The sequence below is a fragment of the Rhodococcoides navarretei genome, from assembly GCF_038069675.1.
Classification (GTDB): Bacteria; Actinomycetota; Actinomycetes; order Mycobacteriales; family Mycobacteriaceae; genus Rhodococcoides; species Rhodococcoides navarretei.
Genome location: NZ_JBBPCN010000001.1, coordinates 2,326,034 through 2,342,563, shown reverse-complemented (window position 1 = coordinate 2,342,563; position 16,530 = coordinate 2,326,034). Strand labels below are relative to the sequence as shown.

The following is a 16,530-nucleotide window of genomic DNA, read 5'->3' as shown; positions in this document are numbered from 1 at the left end:
TGGTACATGTTCTGGAGAATGCTCCTTAGAAAGGAGGTGATCCAGCCGCACCTTCCGGTACGGCTACCTTGTTACGACTTCGTCCCAATCGCCGATCCCACCTTCGACGGCTCCCTCCCACGAGGGGTTAGGCCACCGGCTTCGGGTGTTACCGACTTTCATGACGTGACGGGCGGTGTGTACAAGGCCCGGGAACGTATTCACCGCAGCGTTGCTGATCTGCGATTACTAGCGACTCCGACTTCACGGGGTCGAGTTGCAGACCCCGATCCGAACTGAGACCAGCTTTAAGGGATTCGCTCCACCTCACGGTCTCGCAGCCCTCTGTACTGGCCATTGTAGCATGTGTGAAGCCCTGGACATAAGGGGCATGATGACTTGACGTCGTCCCCACCTTCCTCCGAGTTGACCCCGGCAGTCTCTTACGAGTCCCCGCCATAACGCGCTGGCAACATAAGACAAGGGTTGCGCTCGTTGCGGGACTTAACCCAACATCTCACGACACGAGCTGACGACAGCCATGCACCACCTGTACACCGACCACAAGGGGGACCGTATCTCTACGGTTTTCCGGTGTATGTCAAACCCAGGTAAGGTTCTTCGCGTTGCATCGAATTAATCCACATGCTCCGCCGCTTGTGCGGGCCCCCGTCAATTCCTTTGAGTTTTAGCCTTGCGGCCGTACTCCCCAGGCGGGGCGCTTAATGCGTTAGCTACGGCACAGATCCCGTGGAAGGAACCCACACCTAGCGCCCACCGTTTACGGCGTGGACTACCAGGGTATCTAATCCTGTTTGCTACCCACGCTTTCGTTCCTCAGCGTCAGTTGTTTCCCAGAGACCCGCCTTCGCCACCGGTGTTCCTCCTGATATCTGCGCATTTCACCGCTACACCAGGAATTCCAGTCTCCCCTGAAACACTCAAGTCTGCCCGTATCGCCTGCAAGCCCGAAGTTGAGCCCCGGGTTTTCACAAACGACGCGACAAACCGCCTACGAACTCTTTACGCCCAGTAATTCCGGACAACGCTCGCACCCTACGTATTACCGCGGCTGCTGGCACGTAGTTAGCCGGTGCTTCTTCTGCAGGTACCGTCACTCACGCTTCGTCCCTGCTGAAAGAGGTTTACAACCCGAAGGCCTTCATCCCTCACGCGGCGTCGCTGCATCAGGCTTCCGCCCATTGTGCAATATTCCCCACTGCTGCCTCCCGTAGGAGTCTGGGCCGTGTCTCAGTCCCAGTGTGGCCGGTCACCCTCTCAGGTCGGCTACCCGTCGTCGCCTTGGTAGGCCATTACCCCACCAACAAGCTGATAGGCCGCGGGCCCATCCTGCACCGATAAATCTTTCCACCACACACCATGCGGCATGCGGTCATATCCGGTATTAGACCCAGTTTCCCAAGCTTATCCCAGAGTGCAGGGCAGATCACCCACGTGTTACTCACCCGTTCGCCGCTCGTGTACCCCGAAAGGCCTTACCGCTCGACTTGCATGTGTTAAGCACGCCGCCAGCGTTCGTCCTGAGCCAGGATCAAACTCTCCGTAAAAGACCTGCGAAACAACGATCCGAAGACCGTGAATCAGTCAAAGACATCAAGTCAAATCACTAGCAAAAAAACTCAACTAGCATATTTAAAACAACACCCGACAACAACCACCACAAGCGGATGGCTGATACATCGAATGCTTTCACCAAATAAAATTCGGCACTGACATTCATCGACACACTGTTGAGTTCTCAAAGAACACGCACACACCATTCACCAGCGAGCTGAAGCTCGTAGATGTCCGGGGCAACCGTTCCAGCTTAGATCAGACGATCGAACACAGTCAAACTGCGCTTCTCATCCATGAAGGAGTCGAGCCTCGCGGCTCACCACCTTCGATGTGTCGTAAGCGAACTTTGCGTTACTCAGGCCTTGCGGTCTGGGCTGGCGTCCGTGTCGCTCTGACCTGGACAAAGTTACGCCCCGGATAACAACGCGTCAAATCCCCAGGTCGTTCACACGCGATTCGTGTGAACAGCCTGGTCGCAACCGGTCACTTACCCATCTGACGGGCGTCGTAACCAAATTACATGGATGTGACTCCGCCCACTGGCAACCGAGGAGAACTAACCGGCGATTCGCGCGCCGGCGAAGTTCCGCTTTCCGCGTCGGACCACCAACCACCGGCCGTGCAGTAGATCGGCCGCGCCGGGCGTCCAGTCCTCGTCGGAGATCTTGACGTTGTTGACCGATGCGCCGCCCTCCTTGACCGCGCGCCGAGCAGCACCCTTGCTTTCGCTCAATCCGGTAGCGACCAGCAAATCGACGATGGTGTTCGGTGCACCGGCCTCGATGTCCGCCACCGACGCTTCTTGCAGCGCGGCAGCGAGCGTCTTTTCATCGAGCTCCGTCAGTTCCGCCCGCCCGAACAGGGCCTGGCTGGCGAGTTCGACCGATCGCGTCGCCGCTTCACCGTGGACGAGCGTGGTCATCTCGGCGGCAAGGCGCTTCTGCGCTTCGCGCGCATGCGGACGCTCGGTGGTCGCCGACTCGAGTTCTGCCAACTCGTCCTTGGACAGGAAAGTGAACCAGCGCAGGTACTTCACCACGTCCGCGTCACCGGTATTCACGAAGTACTGGTACCAGGCGTAGGGGCTCGTCATCTCCGGGTCGAGCCACAGGCTGCCGCCTCCGGTGGACTTGCCGAACTTCTTGCCGTCGGCGGACGTGACCAGAGGAACCGTCATCGCGTGGACCGACTCGGCGTCCTGGCGCCGGTTCAGCTCCACCCCCGCGATGATGTTTCCCCACTGATCGGAGCCACCGATCTGGAGACTGCAGCCGTACTGCCTGCGAAGCTGCACGTAGTCGTTCGCCTGCAGCAGCATGTAGCTGAACTCGGTGTACGACATTCCGTCGCTTTCGAGCCTGTTCTTCACAGTCTCGCGAGCAAGCATCACGTTGATCGAGAAGTGCTTGCCGATGTCGCGTAGAAAATCGATCGCGGACAGCTCCCCCGTCCACGACAGATTGTTCACCACCACTGCACCCGTCGGGCTCTCGTCCAGGTCGACGAACCGCTCGAGCTGACCACGGATGCGCGACGCCCACTCGGTGACAACTTCAGGGGAATTCATGGTGCGCTCCCCCACGTCGCGAGGGTCACCGATGAGCCCCGTCGCACCGCCGGCGAGAATGATCGGCCGATGTCCGGCCCGCTGGAACCGCTTGAGCGCGAGCAACGGCACCAAGTGCCCTGCATGCAGCGACGGACCGGTCGGATCGAAACCGGAATACAGCGTGATCGGACCCTCGGAAGTCGCCTCCCTCAGCGCGTCCACGTCGGTGGACTGCGCGATCAGTCCACGCCAGGTCATTTCGTCGATGATGTTCTCGCTCACGACGTCGATCCTCCCGCATGGACGCATCCAGCCCGCGGTCAGGCCTCCGAGCCACCGGGAGCGTCGGCGCGAGGACTGCGTTTGTAGCTCGATACCGCCGACGATCCGCGGATCCAGAAGCGCCACGGACGATCCGGTGCCAGACTCACCCCGACCCGTGGTCCGGACGCAAGAGCCGTGCCCGGCAGCGGACGGTCGAGCAGTTGCAGGGTGACAGCGGACGACGCGTCGAACAGCTCCGTACCGTTGTCCGCCAGCGCGACTCCCAGTGCTCGACCGAGATTGCCCGGTCCACGGGCCCAACCGGCCTCGACCCGCGGCGATCGTGGACCGCGGCCGGCGCGCCTGCTCTCGACGACGTCGTGACCCGCCACCACTTCACCCGCTCGCAGCAACACCGCAGCGGCCGTACCGTCCGGGCCGCAGCTGACGTTCATGCAGAGGTGCATCCCGTAACTCAGGTAGACGTACAGACGCCCTGCGGGACCGAACATCACCACGTTGCGAGGAGTCGGCCCCCGGAAAGAATGTGCAGCCGGATCGGGCCACGGACCATCGAGCGGACCACCGTAGGCCTCGACCTCCACGATGCGCACGGACACGTCGCCCACGGTGACGGTTCCACCGAGGATGCGTCGCGCTGCGTCGTCGGGCTCCCCGATCTCCAAGTCAGCGACATTCATTCATCCCATGATGCTTCGCCCTTGACGACCGGGCACCGACGGGGCTATGACTTCGACATCCGATGCGTCTGGAGGCCAGTATGGCGTTCACCGGGCAACATGCCGTCGAGATCACGGGACTGACGGTTCGCCGCGGCAAGCGAACGGTGCTGCGCACTCTGTCTCTGACAATCCCTCGTGTGCCATCACCGGACTTCTCGGTCCGTCGGGCTGCGGCAAGACGACTCTGATGCGTGCGATCGTCGGTACTCAGATCGTGCACAGCGGAACCGTGACCGTTCTCGGAACTCCGGCCGGTTCGGCACCGTTGCGCCGCACGGTCGGGTACGTGACTCAGGCCCCGAGCGTGTACCGAGACCTCACCGTTCGCGAGAACGTGCAGTACTTCGGGTCGCTGTACGGTCGCCGACGCGCGGACGTGCTGTCCGCCATCGAGTCGGTCGGACTGGCCGACCACGCGTCGTCACGGGCCGGCGAACTCTCGGGTGGCCAACTGGGGAGGGTCTCCCTGGCCAGCGCGCTGGTTGCCGAACCCGAGCTGATCGTCCTCGACGAACCGACCGTCGGCTTGGATCCCGTACTGCGCTCGGAGCTGTGGTCGCGTTTCGCCGATATCGCGGCACGCGGCACAACGGTGCTGGTCTCGAGCCATGTGATGGAGGAGGCGGAGCGCTGCAGCCGTCTCGTTCTGATGCGCGACGGCACCGTGCTGGCTCAATCGAGCCCGGAGGCGCTACTCGCGCGCACGAACGAAACGACCCTCGATCGCGCATTCCTGTCTCTCATCAGATCTACGGAACAGACACCGTGAACGCGCGAATCTACGCCGCGAGCACCGTCCGCATCCTGCGACAGCTCAGAGCAGACCACCGATCGGCGGCCATGGTTCTGCTCGTTCCGTCCCTGTTGATGGTGTTGCTGTACTTCCTGTACGAAGACGTGCCGACCCAGCCGAACCAGCAGCCGTTGTTCGATCGGATCGCCATCACGATGCTCGGCATCCTGCCGTTCGTCGTCATGTTCCTGATCACGTCGATCTCGATGCAGCGTGAACGCACCTCGGGAACGCTCGAACGCCTGCTGACCACTCCCATGTCCAAACTGGACCTGCTCGCGAGCTACGGGTCCGCCTTCTCGCTCGCCGCTGTCGCCCAGGCGCTACTCGCATGCACCGTCGCGTTCGGACTTCTCGGGCTCGACATCGAGGGCTCGGTCGGTTGGGTTCTGGCGATCGCAGTCCTGGGAGCGATGCTCGGCGTCGCCATCGGTCTGCTGTGCAGCGCATTCGCTCGCACCGAATTTCAAGCCGTCCAGTTCATGCCGGTCGTCGTGATTCCACAGCTGTTTCTGTGCGGACTTCTGGTGCCGCGTGACCAGATGCCGAATTGGCTGAGCACGATCAGCAATCTTCTACCGTTGAGCTACCTGGTCGACGCGCTCCAGGAGATATCCCGGTACCCCGGAGTCACCGGGGGCATATGGACCGACATCGCCGTGGTCGCGGGGTTCACCGTTGCCGCACTGAGCGGGGCGGCCGCGACATTACGTCGCCGAACCCCGTGACAGATCTAGGAGGTGGCGCGAGCCAGGATCGACTCGTGCTCGGCGTCGTCGACATCTCGGGCGTCGTCGGCGAGCAACACCGGAATACCGTTCTCGATCGGATACGCACGCCGCAGACGCGGGTTGTAGAGCAATTCCCCTTCGACCAACAGCAGCGGACCCTTGTCCACTGGGCACGCGAGAATGGAAAGCAGTGTCGAATCGATTGCCACGGGTGTCCTTCGCTCTGCTCCGGTCGAACCGAAGTGGTGTATTCGCTTACGCTACCGAACCTGCCATTTCCCAGCAGGCTCCACTCCTACGACGACTGCTCGGCAACCGCCTCGCGTCCGATAAATCGTTCGGCCACAACGGCTTTCGTTAGCCTGCGGTAACTGTTCGACTCCGAGTCGTAGTACCACGACCGCGCGCTCGGCGTCGGAATTCCGGACTTCTTCAATGCCGTTGCGGTCGGGCGGTACGCGCGCCCCACCGGAATCTCGGGCACCACGTGCACGATCGCCGGACGCTCGGCAGGAAGCAGAACCCCGAGCGCGTCTGTCAACGCACGAGCCGTGATGACCGCTTCCGGCTGCAGCGAGATGGCACAGACCGCTACCTCGACGGCGGACGCCTCGACACGCACCGACCGCGGACGATCGGCAGTCACCCGCACCCCGTAGACCACGGCCGAATCGACCTGATCGAGGTCTCCCACGGCGTCGACGATCGGCTGGGTGTACACGGGACCGCACGCCGAACGCACCACTGTGTCCTTGCGGTCGACGAGCCAGTAATCGCCATCGGAATCGCGACGGAACAGGTTTTCGGTCGGGATCCAGGCGTCTGTGGGCTCGAATACTCCGCGCATGACGGGACTGGTGGCTTCGCCGTCTCCGCTCGGTCGGCCGAGGAGCAGCCCGATCTCGTCGTCGCGGCACTGCCGTACGAAGCCGTCGTCGTCCTCTTCGAGGCGGCCGGTGATCGGGTCGTACGCCGCCAGCGCAACCCGAGCACTACCAGGCAGCGGACGACCTTTGGAGCCGATCTTCGAGCCCGCCACATTGGCCAGAATCACATCGTTCTCGGTGGATGCGTAGAACTCGAGCACCCGAGCCGGGCTGAACCGCGCCAACGTGCGACGCCACAGCCCCACCGGCATGCCGGAGCCGATGAACAGACGCACCGGGTGACCGGAGTCGACCGGGAACCGGCCGTCGTCGAGGATCTGCCGCATCATCGTCCACGTGTAGCTCACGACGGTGACGCCGTAGCGGTAGACCTCTTCGCTGAACCGCTCGGGCTCGAGACCACGCGAAAGTGCAATTCGCGATCCGCCTGCGAGTGCACCACCGATAGTGACGAGAATCCCGGCCGAATGATGAAGCGGGGCAAGGCAATAGACGGTGTCGCCGGGACCGAGCGCGGCCGTCGTGGCAGTACCGAAGGCAGACAGTGCCCACCGATGATTGGTGATGTACCGCGGTTCGAGACCACGGTCGGTTGTCGTGAACAGGATCATCGCAAGCTCGCGAGCACGACCCGGATCGGGCTCGTACCACTGAGGCAGACGCACCGCATCGGGATCGATGGCCTCGAGGTCGGTGACCTCGTAGCCGGCCGGGATGTCGAGTCGCCGACTGTCTCCGCCGCCGAGCACCAGGACGTTCGGTGCCACCGGAACTGCGGACGCCACGTTGTCCGGATCGGCGATCACCGTGTCGACGTCGACGGTCCGTAGGGCTGCAGTCAGGTCGCTGCCCGGTTGCAGCAGAACCGGCACTGCCCCGATCCGCGACAGCGCGGCAATCGCGGCCAGCGCGCTGGGCCGAGTCTCCATCAACACTCCGACGCGCGACGACGGTCGCACTCCGACGCTGATCAGGCCCCGCACGACATTGTCGATGCGCACGTTGACCGCATCGTAGGTGTGCACCCTGTCGTCGAACAGGAAGCACTCCCCGTTCGGAGACTTACGGCCCTGCTCGGCGATCAAGCGACCCAGAGACACGCGACTGTGTGGCTGCATCTGACCGAGTCGCGCGAGTCGCGGCAAGGTACGCACGGCCTCGGACGAGATCTCTCGCGTACCGCGCACTGCACCGGTCGCCGCCGATGCCAGCCCGCGCCCGACGCCGACGCCCACCTCGGCAATGGAGGCAGCGGTATGGATCAGACGATTGGTGATGGAGACCCCGCTGTCGAAGTCGCTGTGGTCCTCGCGTTCCATCACGCGGACCGCCTCGGGCTTCGGTCCTAGATCCTCTCGCCATCGGATCCAGTTTCCGGTCGTCGGCCATGTCTGCGCAGCAGCGGTACTGCCGACGACCAACCCGAAGTGGCCGGCGCGCAACGTCGTCTCGAAGACCTGGGCGCGCGGTGCAGCGCGCTGAATGCCGCGCACGGCCAACGGTTGACCGATGTCGTCGACCTCGCCGACGAAAGCCAGGACCGGAACCGTGAGTTCGGCGAGCGTCAGCAACCTGTCCTTGATGACGAACCCACCGGTCATCATGCGATTGTGAACGACGAACTGCTTCAACAATTCCGCCACGGCCGGGCCGGACCAGGCCACCCACCCGTCCATCGCCAGGAATCGTCGCTGCGGCTCCCGCGGCAACAGTGCCTCGCGGTCGTGCAACTGGCGAAGGAAATCCAGGCGTGACCGCACAGTCTTCGCCGGATCGAGCAGCTGAAATCCCGTCCGGGCCATCCAACCCGACACTGCGAGCCGGGTGAAGACGTGGTCCGCGAGAAACTCGGCACCCCGCGTCGCCACCCCGGCAGGGATTCCGAGAGGCAATCCGGCCAAGGTGTCTACCGGGGCCCCGAATGTGATGAGGCTGGCCAGATTGCGGCCGCCTCGGTACGCGGCTGCCTGGTAGCAGAACATTCCGCCCTGGGAGTAGCCGCCCAGGTGGACGTCGCGTCCGGTGTACTCGTGCACTTTGTCGACGACCTCGCTGATCGCCACGACGTGGTCGGCGAGCGTGCGGCCCCACCCGCCTTCTTCGGTATCGGGCGATCCGAAGTCGACAACCCACGGATCGAGACCCATACCGTGCAGAATTCCGGCCGCGCCTTGGTCGGTGGTGACGTCGTAGACATCGGCCGAGACCATCATCGGCGGAATGAGCACCACCGGCGGACTGTCCGCGGGCACATCGTCGGGGAAGTAACGCCGAAGCCGATACATCGGCTCGCGGTCCATCACCCGAAACGGCGACGGATCCACCTCGGTTTCGAGACCACCCAGACGGATGACCTCGAGACCGTTCTGCGCCGTGGCGATGGCTCGGCGCAGTGGACCGCGTACGGCGTCTGCATTCAGTCCCACAAATACACTCCTGCGTTCGGCCCCGACGGAACGACCGGCATCGATCTTCGCGTGACGAAAGCTTCTCACATCACACTCGGGGAACCGGTATGGATATCGATTGCGCACTCAGTGCCGCAACACCGGTTCCTCGGCCCATGCACGCAGGGTCCCGGCAATCGCCCGCACGCCCCCCAGCTGATGCGCGACCTGCACGGCCGCCGTGCCACCGCGCGCATCCCGCGACGAGATGGAACCCTCCACCGTGAGCACCTCACGAACGGCCGGAGTGAGGGACGGATCGATCGCGGCCAGCTCGTCGTCGGTCAGATCCACCAACCCGACGCCTCGCGCCTCGGCCGCCCGCACGCAGGCTCCTGCAGCCTCGTGAGCAACACGGAACGCAATCCCCTGCCGCACCATCCATTCGGCGATGTCGGTGGCGAGTGTGAACCCGGCCGGTGCCAGCTCGGCCATGCGTTCGGTGTGGAACTCCAGGGTCGCCGTCAAACCCGTGAGCGCAGGTAGCAACAGCTCGAGCTGCGCCACCGAATCGAACACCGGCTCCTTGTCTTCCTGAAGATCACGGTTGTAGGCCAACGGTTGCGCCTTCAACGTGGCCAGCAGGCCGGTCAGATTTCCGATCAAACGGCCGGTCTTTCCCCGGGTCAACTCCGCGACGTCCGGGTTCTTCTTCTGCGGCATGATCGAACTACCGGTGGACCACGCGTCGGCCAGCGTCACGTAGCCGTACTCGGGCGTGCTCCACGAGATGACCTCCTCGGCGAATCGCGACAGATCGACCGCCGTCATCGCCAACACGAAGGCCGCTTCGGCGGCGAAGTCACGCGAGGAGGTGGCGTCGATCGAGTTCTCGGCCGACGAGTCGAACCCGAGCTCGGCTGCGATCTTCTCCGGACTGAGCCCGAGCGACGAACCGGCAAGAGCACCGGAACCGTACGGCGACACCGCTGCTCGCGTGTCGAAATCCGCGAAGCGCTGAACATCGCGCAGCAGCGGATGGGTGTGCGCGAGCATATGATGCGCCAGCAACACCGGCTGTGCGGCCTGCGAATGCGTCTTGCCCGGCATGACGGCCGTCGGATGCGCCGCTGCCTGGGTGGCCAACGCGTCGACCACGTCGAGAACGCCGACCGACACCCGGCGGACGGCGTCGCGCAGCCACATCCGGAACAGCGTGGCCACCTGGTCGTTGCGGGATCGGCCCGCGCGCAACCGACCACCGACCTCGGGTCCGACCCGATCGATCAACCCGCGTTCGAGAGCTCCGTGCACGTCCTCGTCCGACTCGGCTGCCACGAACGCTCCCGAGGAGACGTCGTCGGCGAGGCGCTGCAAACCGTCGAGCATGGTCTCGAGGTCCTGCGGGGTGAGTAGTCCGGCACCGTTCAGCACGCGAGCGTGTGCCATGGATGCGCGGATGTCGTACGGCGCGAGCACCCAGTCGAAGTGTGTCGACTTGCTCAACGCCGCCATGGCGGCGGCCGGCCCGGATGCGAATCTGCCGCCCCAGAGCGAACCTTCGTTGGTTCCGTGCGAGGTCTCCGAATTCGTCACAGGCCCAGGTCCCTCTTCGCGGCGATCTTCGACGAGAGTCCGTGCAGCTGAACGAATCCCTTGGCCGCGGACTGGTCGAACGTGTCGCCCTCGTCGTAGGTGGCGAGATTGAAGTCGTACAGCGACTCGCCGCTGCGGCGTCCGTTGACGATGATCCCGCCCGCGTGCAGAACCAGGCGGATATCGCCGGAGACGTGCTCCTGCGTGTGCTGCACGAACGTGTCGAGAGCACCCTTGAGCGGGGAATACCAGAGGCCGTCGTACACCAGCTCGGCCCACTTCTGGTCGGTATGGCGCTTGTAGCGACCGAGCTCGCGCTCGAGGGTCACGTGCTCGAGCTCCTCGTGGGCGCGGATGAGCACCATGGCACCGGGTGCCTCGTAGATCTCGCGACTCTTGATGCCGACGAGCCGATCCTCCACCACGTCCAAACGCCCGACACCCTGAGCACCCGCACGAGTGTTGAGCTCCTGGATCGCTTCGAGTACCGAGACCGGACGGCCGTCGATCGCGACGGGACGACCCTTGTCGAACGAGACGACGAGCTCGTCCGGAGCTTGGAAGTTGACCGTCGGATCCTCGGTGTAGTCGTAGACATCCTTGGTCGGCGCGTTCCACAGGTCTTCGAGGAAACCGGTCTCCACCGCGCGCCCCCAGACGTTCTGGTCGATCGAGAACGGCGACTTGGTGGTCACGTTGATCGGGATGTCGTTCTCCTCGGCGAACTTGATCGCCTTCTCGCGCGTCCACGCGTAGTCGCGAACCGGTGCCAACACCTCGAGCTCGGGGGCGAGGGTGTTGAAGCCGACCTCGAACCGAACCTGATCGTTGCCCTTACCCGTGCACCCGTGTGCGACAACGGTTCCGCCGTGCGCCCGGGCGTTCTCCACGAGGTGCTTGACGATCAACGGACGGCTGATGGCCGACACGAGCGGGTATCGATCCATGTACAGCGCGTTGGACTGCACCGTCGGCAAGCAGTACTCGTCGGCGAACTCGTCCCTGGCGTCGACGACGACGGATTCGACTGCGCCGCAATCGAGTGCGCGCTGACGCACGACGTCCATGTCCTCGCCGCCCTGGCCCAGATCGATGGCGACGGCAACGACCTCCTTGCCCGTCTCCCTCCCGATCCAGCTGATGGCGACGGAGGTGTCGAGTCCGCCGGAGTAGGCGAGGATGACGCGTTCGGCCATGGTGTTCAAGCTCCTTCGTTGTTCGTGTTGCGCATGATGGGTAACCGGATCTCAGTTACCGCGTCGAGCAAGCTTTTCGATCTTGTCCGCGACCTCGCCACCGGTATGTGGCTCGCGGGCGATCAACAGAATCGTGTCGTCGCCGGCGATGGTCCCGACGATCTCGGGCATCGCAGCACGATCCAGAGCGCTGGCCAGGTAGTGTGCCGCGCCGGGTGGCGTCCGGAGTACGGCCTGGTTCCCGCTGTGATCGGTGGACACCAACAACTCCCCCAGCAACTTCAGGAGGCGGTCGGTGCCGCCGGACACTCCGCGGACCGGGCTGCCGTCCTCGGGCACGACGTACACCCCCACTCCACCGTCGGGTGCGCGGAGTTTCACGGCACCCAATTCCTCGAGGTCCCGCGACAGCGTGGCCTGAGTGGTGTCGATTCCCTCGGCCGCGAGCAGCGACGCCAGCTGCGGTTGACTGCGCACCTGATGCGTGGCCAGCAACGCGATGATCCGTGCCTGCCTGCCCGCGCGGGTCGACGCGGTCAACGGCACCGCAGTGACGTCCTCGCTCATGGTCGGCGGGCCTGCTCGAGAAGCCACACCAGCAGTGCCTTCTGCGCATGCAGACGGTTCTCGGCCTCGTCCCAGACCACACTCTGGGGACCGTCGAGCACCTCGTCGGTGATCTCCTCGCCGCGATGTGCGGGGAGGCAGTGCAGCACGACAGCGTCCGACTGCGCCTTCGAGAGCAGATCGGAATCGATGCGATACGGCCGGAACGGAGCGACGCGATCGAGACCGTCGTTCTCCTGGCCCATCGACGTCCAGGTGTCGGTGACGAGCGCGTCGGCACCGGTGGCGGCCTCGACCGGGTCCTCGGTGATGGTGATGGTGGCCCCGGTTTCCTCGGCGCGTGCATGGGCCGCGTCGAGAACGTAGCCGAGCGGCGCGAAATCCTTGGGCGCGGCGATCCGCACGTTCAGCCCGGCCGTCACTCCGCCGATGAGCAGCGAGTGCGCCATGTTGTTGGCACCGTCACCGAAGTAGGCCAAGGTGCGACCCTGCAGATTTCCCTTGTGCTCGATCAGGGTCTGCAGATCCGCAAGAACCTGGCAGGGGTGGAACTCGTTGGAGAGGGCGTTCACGATCGGAATCGTTGCGCCGGTGGCCATCTGCTCGAGTCGCTTCTGCCCGAACGTGCGCCACACGACCGCCTCGACATAGCGCGAAAGAACCCGCCCCGTGTCCTGCAGCGTCTCCTCGCGACCCAGCTGGGTGTCGCGGCCGGTCACCACCACCGCATGACCACCCAACTGCGCGATGCCCATCTCGAACGAGAAGCGAGTGCGTGTCGAGTTCTTCTCGAAGATGACACCTATTCCCTTGGGGCCCTCGAGCGGACGCTTAGAGAACGGTGCACGCTTGAGCTCCGCTGCCAGAGCGAGGATTTCGCCCTGCTGCTGTGGCGTGATGTCGTCGTCCCGGAGGAAGTGCTGAACGGTCATGGCTGATGAGCCTCCTGTGCTGCGTCGAGAATTGCCGGTAACGCCGTCACGAACGACGCGGCTTGCTCTTCGGTGATGATCAACGGTGGCGCGAGTCGGAGCACGTCGGGCTGTGCCGCGTTCAGGAGGAAGCCTGCCTCGCGCGCAGCCGCTTCGGCCGCCGGTGCGACCGCCGCGGTGAGCACCACGCCCAGTAGCAGACCCGAACCCCTGACATGGCTCACCAGAGGGTGATCGAGACCCTCGATGGAGTGCGCGATGGTCTTGCCGATGCTGTCTGCATGCGAGAGCAGATCCTCGTCGGCAATGGTCCGCAACACCGCCAGCGCGGCAGCTGCGCAGACCGGATTACCACCGAACGTGGTGCCGTGCTTGCCCGGATGCAGCAACTCCCCCGCCGCTCCGATGCCGATACATGCGCCGATGGGCAGTCCGCCGCCCAGACCCTTGGCGAGCGTGATGACGTCTGGCACGATGCCGACCGACTGGTGGGCGTAGAACCATCCCGTTCGGCCGATACCGGTCTGCACCTCGTCCAGGACCAGCAGTGCACCGTGCTTCGCGGTGATCTCGCGCGCAGCGAGGAGGTATCCCTCGGGCGGAACCACAACACCGCCCTCGCCCATGATCGGTTCGAGAAAGACTGCGGCGGTGTCGGAATCGACGACGGCTTCCAGCGCGGCCACATCGCCGTACGGCACGTGGTGGACGCCCGCAGGCATCGGCTCGAACGGAATCCGCTTGTCCGGCTGACCGGTCAGCGCGAGAGCACCCATCGTCCGTCCGTGAAAGGACTTCTCGGCTGCCACGATGTTGGGGCGGCCGGTCAGGCGAGCGATCTTGAACGCCGCTTCGTTGGCCTCTGTTCCCGAATTACACAGGAACACCCGCCCGGTGGCACCGGCACCGAGGTGCGCGAGCAATTGCTCGGCCAACGCGATACCTGGTTCTGTCGCATACAGATTCGAGGTGTGCCCGAGGGTGGACAGCTGAGTGGTGACCGCCTCGATCACCGCCGGATGGGCATGTCCGAGAATGTTGACGGCAATGCCCGCCAGCAAGTCCAGATACTGCTTTCCGTCGGCGTCCGTCACCACCGCGCCCTCGCCGCGGACGAGCGCAACACGCGGAACACCGTAGTTGTCCATCAACGAATTCGACCACCGCTGTTGCAGATCGAGGGTGGACTCGGTGCCGGTCATGGCGTGACTCCTGACGTAGAAGAATGATCGGGGGTGACCATGGTGCCGATTCCCTCACCGGTGAACAGCTCCACCAGAACGGAATGTTCGACGCGACCGTCGATGACATGCGCCGACGGAACACCCGCTCGAACCGCACGCAGGCAGGCTTCCATCTTCGGCACCATCCCGGCGTCGAGCGAGGGCAGCAACGCCTCTAGCGTGGACGCGTCGATCTCGGAGGTCAACGAGCTGCGATCGGGCCAATCGGTGTACAGGCCTTCGACATCGGTGAGCACCACCATCTTCTCGGCACCGATGGCACTGGCAAGCGCCGCTGCCGCAGTGTCGGCGTTGATGTTGTGTACGACGCCGTCGCGGTCGGGAGCGATGGTGGACACCACCGGAATGCGTCCTGCTGCAATGAGATCGAAGACCGCTGCAGGGTTCACCGAGGTGACGTCGCCGACGAGGCCGATATCGGTCTCGGTGCCGTCGACCAGCACGGTACGACGCGTCGCGGTGAACAGGTGCGCGTCCTCACCGGAGATTCCCACGGCGTACGGACCGTGACCGTTGATCAATCCGACCAGCTCGCGCCCGACCTGCCCGAACAACACCATCCTCGCGACGTCCATGACCTCCGGCGTGGTGACGCGGAATCCGCCGCGGAATTCACCTGTCAGGCCGAGTCTGGTCAGCATGGCCGAGATCTGCGGCCCGCCGCCGTGAACGACGACCGGGTGGATTCCGACGGTGCGCAGAAATACCATGTCGGCCGCGAAAGCCCGCTTCAGATCGTCGTCGACCATGGCGTTTCCGCCGTACTTCACGACGACGATCTTGCCCGAGAATCGCTGCAGCCAGGGCAGAGCCTCGGCGAGAGTGAAGGCCTTCTGCGCGGCCGTCAACTGCAGTGCCGCCGAGGTCATGACGAGTACGCCGAATTCTCTTCGACGTACGCATGCGAGAGATCGGTGGTGCGGATGGTGGCCGACCCTGCGCCGAGACCGAGATCGATGGTCACCGCGATGTCGACACCGGACAGGTCGACCTCCCGAGCGCCGGGCGCACCCACGCCGTCGATGCACACCGGATCACCGTTGAAGGACACCGCAATCCGATCCGGATCGAGCTCGATCGGGGCGATACCGATTGCCGCGAGCACTCGACCCCAGTTGGGATCCGAACCGAACAGGGCCGTCTTCACCAATGAGTCCCTGGCGACCGTGCGCGCGCCGATCAGGGCGTCGTCCTCGTTCATCGCACCCGACACGGTGATCCGCACCCGCTTGGTGACGCCCTCGGCGTCGGCCATCATCTGGTCGGCCAGATCGTCGCACACCGCCAGGACCGCAGCGTCGAGTTCCTCCTGTGACGGTGCCACTCCGCTGGCCCCGGAGGAGAGCAGCAGCACGGTGTCGTTGGTCGAGGACGCGCCGTCGACGTCGAGCCGGTCGTAGGACAACCGGGTCGCCGCGCGCAGCGCCTTGTCCAGTTGTTCTGCGGTGGCAACGGCATCGGTGGTGAGGACGCTGAGCATCGTGGCCAACGACGGTGCCAACATGCCCGCACCCTTCGCCATGCCGCCGACGTTCCACTTGTCGGCATGATGAACAGCCGCCTGCTTGGGCACGGTGTCGGTGGTCATGATCGCGTACGCCGCATCCGTGCCACCCGAAATACCGCCTGCGAGTTCGTGTACCACCTCGGTCACGCCGGGCAGCAGCTTGTCCATCGGGAGCCGATCACCGATGAGACCCGTCGAGCACACGGCAACCTCGATCGCCCCGGTCTCGGAACCCCAATTGCTCAGGGCGGACGCCACTTCCTCGGCCGTACGGTGTGAATCCTGGAAGCCAGGCGCACCCGTGCAGGCATTGGCACCACCGGAATTGAGAATCACCGCGCGCAGCCGTCCGGTGGAGAGCACCTGCTGCGACCACAACACCGGAGCAGCCTTGACCTTGTTGCGGGTGAACACACCCGCCGCAGCGAAATCGGGCCCCTCGTTGAACACCAAGGCCAGATCGGACTTGCCACTCGCCTTGATACCGGCCGGAATACCGGCGGCGCGGAACCCTGCGGGACAGGTGACACCCTGCGTGCGCACGAGCTTTCCCGCAACCATGCCGACGGCCTTCGCC

12 protein-coding genes, 1 rRNA gene and 1 pseudogene are annotated in these 16,530 nt (G+C 64.3%); 2 read left to right on the top strand and 12 right to left on the bottom strand.

The genetic code is table 11. From position 1 onward, the window contains the following. Positions 1-29 precede the first annotated feature (29 nt). The 3 genes from AABD04_RS11245 to AABD04_RS11235 all read right to left on the bottom strand — a co-directional run bounded on the left by AABD04_RS11245 (position 30) and on the right by AABD04_RS11235 (position 4,071). Positions 30-1,547, bottom strand: a 16S ribosomal RNA gene (locus AABD04_RS11245). Between the two features lie 566 nt (positions 1,548-2,113). After that, positions 2,114-3,388: a tyrosine--tRNA ligase gene (gene tyrS, locus AABD04_RS11240; RefSeq protein WP_341441213.1), complete on the bottom strand. Its 1,275-nt coding sequence runs from the start codon at positions 3,386-3,388 to the stop codon at positions 2,114-2,116. A 38-nt stretch (positions 3,389-3,426) separates the two neighbouring features. Next, positions 3,427-4,071: a DNA-3-methyladenine glycosylase gene (locus AABD04_RS11235; RefSeq protein WP_341441212.1), complete on the bottom strand. Its 645-nt coding sequence runs from the start codon at positions 4,069-4,071 to the stop codon at positions 3,427-3,429. 80 nt (positions 4,072-4,151) lie between these two features. Between AABD04_RS11235 and AABD04_RS11230 the strand changes: the two are divergent. Both AABD04_RS11230 and AABD04_RS11225 read left to right on the top strand, forming a co-directional pair. Beyond that, positions 4,152-4,882 (top strand): annotated as a pseudogene (locus AABD04_RS11230) (ABC transporter ATP-binding protein). Beyond that, a complete protein-coding gene (locus AABD04_RS11225; RefSeq protein WP_341441211.1) occupies positions 4,879-5,634 on the top strand; it encodes an ABC transporter permease in 756 nt (251 codons plus the stop codon). Before AABD04_RS11230 ends, AABD04_RS11225 begins: the two are co-directional and overlap by 4 nt. A gap of 5 nt (positions 5,635-5,639) precedes the next feature. Here the strand turns inward: AABD04_RS11225 and AABD04_RS11220 are convergent, their stop codons facing one another. The 9 genes from AABD04_RS11220 to argJ all read right to left on the bottom strand — a co-directional run bounded on the left by AABD04_RS11220 (position 5,640) and on the right by argJ (position 16,514). Beyond that, entirely contained in the window at positions 5,640-5,846 is a 207-nt protein-coding gene (locus tag AABD04_RS11220) for a Trm112 family protein (protein WP_243594896.1), read from the bottom strand. 86 nt (positions 5,847-5,932) lie between these two features. Further along, positions 5,933-8,950, bottom strand: a complete 3,018-nt coding sequence (locus tag AABD04_RS11215; protein WP_341441210.1) for an AMP-binding protein — start codon at positions 8,948-8,950, stop codon at positions 5,933-5,935. Positions 8,951-9,058: 108 nt separating this feature from the next. Beyond that, a complete protein-coding gene (gene argH / locus AABD04_RS11210; protein ID WP_341441209.1) occupies positions 9,059-10,507 on the bottom strand; it encodes an argininosuccinate lyase in 1,449 nt (482 codons plus the stop codon). Then, positions 10,504-11,703, bottom strand: coding sequence for an argininosuccinate synthase (locus AABD04_RS11205; RefSeq protein WP_094612580.1), 1,200 nt, complete (start codon positions 11,701-11,703; stop codon positions 10,504-10,506). Before AABD04_RS11205 ends, argH begins: the two co-directional genes overlap by 4 nt. A gap of 51 nt (positions 11,704-11,754) precedes the next feature. Further along, positions 11,755-12,270 (bottom strand): arginine repressor, encoded by a 516-nt coding sequence (locus AABD04_RS11200; protein WP_037192611.1) that lies wholly within the window; start codon positions 12,268-12,270, stop codon positions 11,755-11,757. Then, positions 12,267-13,202 carry an ornithine carbamoyltransferase gene (argF, locus tag AABD04_RS11195; protein ID WP_243594899.1) on the bottom strand — a complete coding sequence of 312 codons (936 nt, stop codon included), beginning with the start codon at positions 13,200-13,202 and terminating at the stop codon, positions 12,267-12,269. The genes AABD04_RS11200 and argF overlap by 4 nt, the downstream gene beginning before the upstream one ends. Beyond that, a complete protein-coding gene (locus AABD04_RS11190) occupies positions 13,199-14,404 on the bottom strand; it encodes an acetylornithine transaminase (RefSeq protein WP_243594900.1) in 1,206 nt (401 codons plus the stop codon). Before AABD04_RS11190 ends, argF begins: the two co-directional genes overlap by 4 nt. Then, a complete protein-coding gene (gene argB, locus AABD04_RS11185) occupies positions 14,401-15,315 on the bottom strand; it encodes an acetylglutamate kinase (protein WP_243610029.1) in 915 nt (304 codons plus the stop codon). Before argB ends, AABD04_RS11190 begins: the two co-directional genes overlap by 4 nt. Continuing rightward, positions 15,312-16,514 carry a bifunctional glutamate N-acetyltransferase/amino-acid acetyltransferase ArgJ gene (argJ, locus tag AABD04_RS11180; protein ID WP_341443016.1) on the bottom strand — a complete coding sequence of 401 codons (1,203 nt, stop codon included), beginning with the start codon at positions 16,512-16,514 and terminating at the stop codon, positions 15,312-15,314. Before argJ ends, argB begins: the two co-directional genes overlap by 4 nt. Positions 16,515-16,530: the final 16 nt, after the last annotated feature.

Coding starts and splice junctions, on each gene's coding strand:
- AABD04_RS11235 (WP_341441212.1), bottom strand. CDS start 4,071: ATGAATGTCGCTGACTTGGAGATCGGGGAGCCCGACGACGCAGCGCGA.
- AABD04_RS11205 (WP_094612580.1), bottom strand. CDS start 11,703: ATGGCCGAACGCGTCATCCTCGCCTACTCCGGCGGACTCGACACCTCC.
- AABD04_RS11200 (WP_037192611.1), bottom strand. CDS start 12,270: ATGAGCGAGGACGTCACTGCGGTGCCGTTGACCGCGTCGACCCGCGCG.
- argF (WP_243594899.1), bottom strand. CDS start 13,202: ATGACCGTTCAGCACTTCCTCCGGGACGACGACATCACGCCACAGCAG.
- AABD04_RS11190 (WP_243594900.1), bottom strand. CDS start 14,404: ATGACCGGCACCGAGTCCACCCTCGATCTGCAACAGCGGTGGTCGAAT.
- argB (WP_243610029.1), bottom strand. CDS start 15,315: ATGACCTCGGCGGCACTGCAGTTGACGGCCGCGCAGAAGGCCTTCACT.
- argJ (WP_341443016.1), bottom strand. CDS start 16,514: ATGGTTGCGGGAAAGCTCGTGCGCACGCAGGGTGTCACCTGTCCCGCA.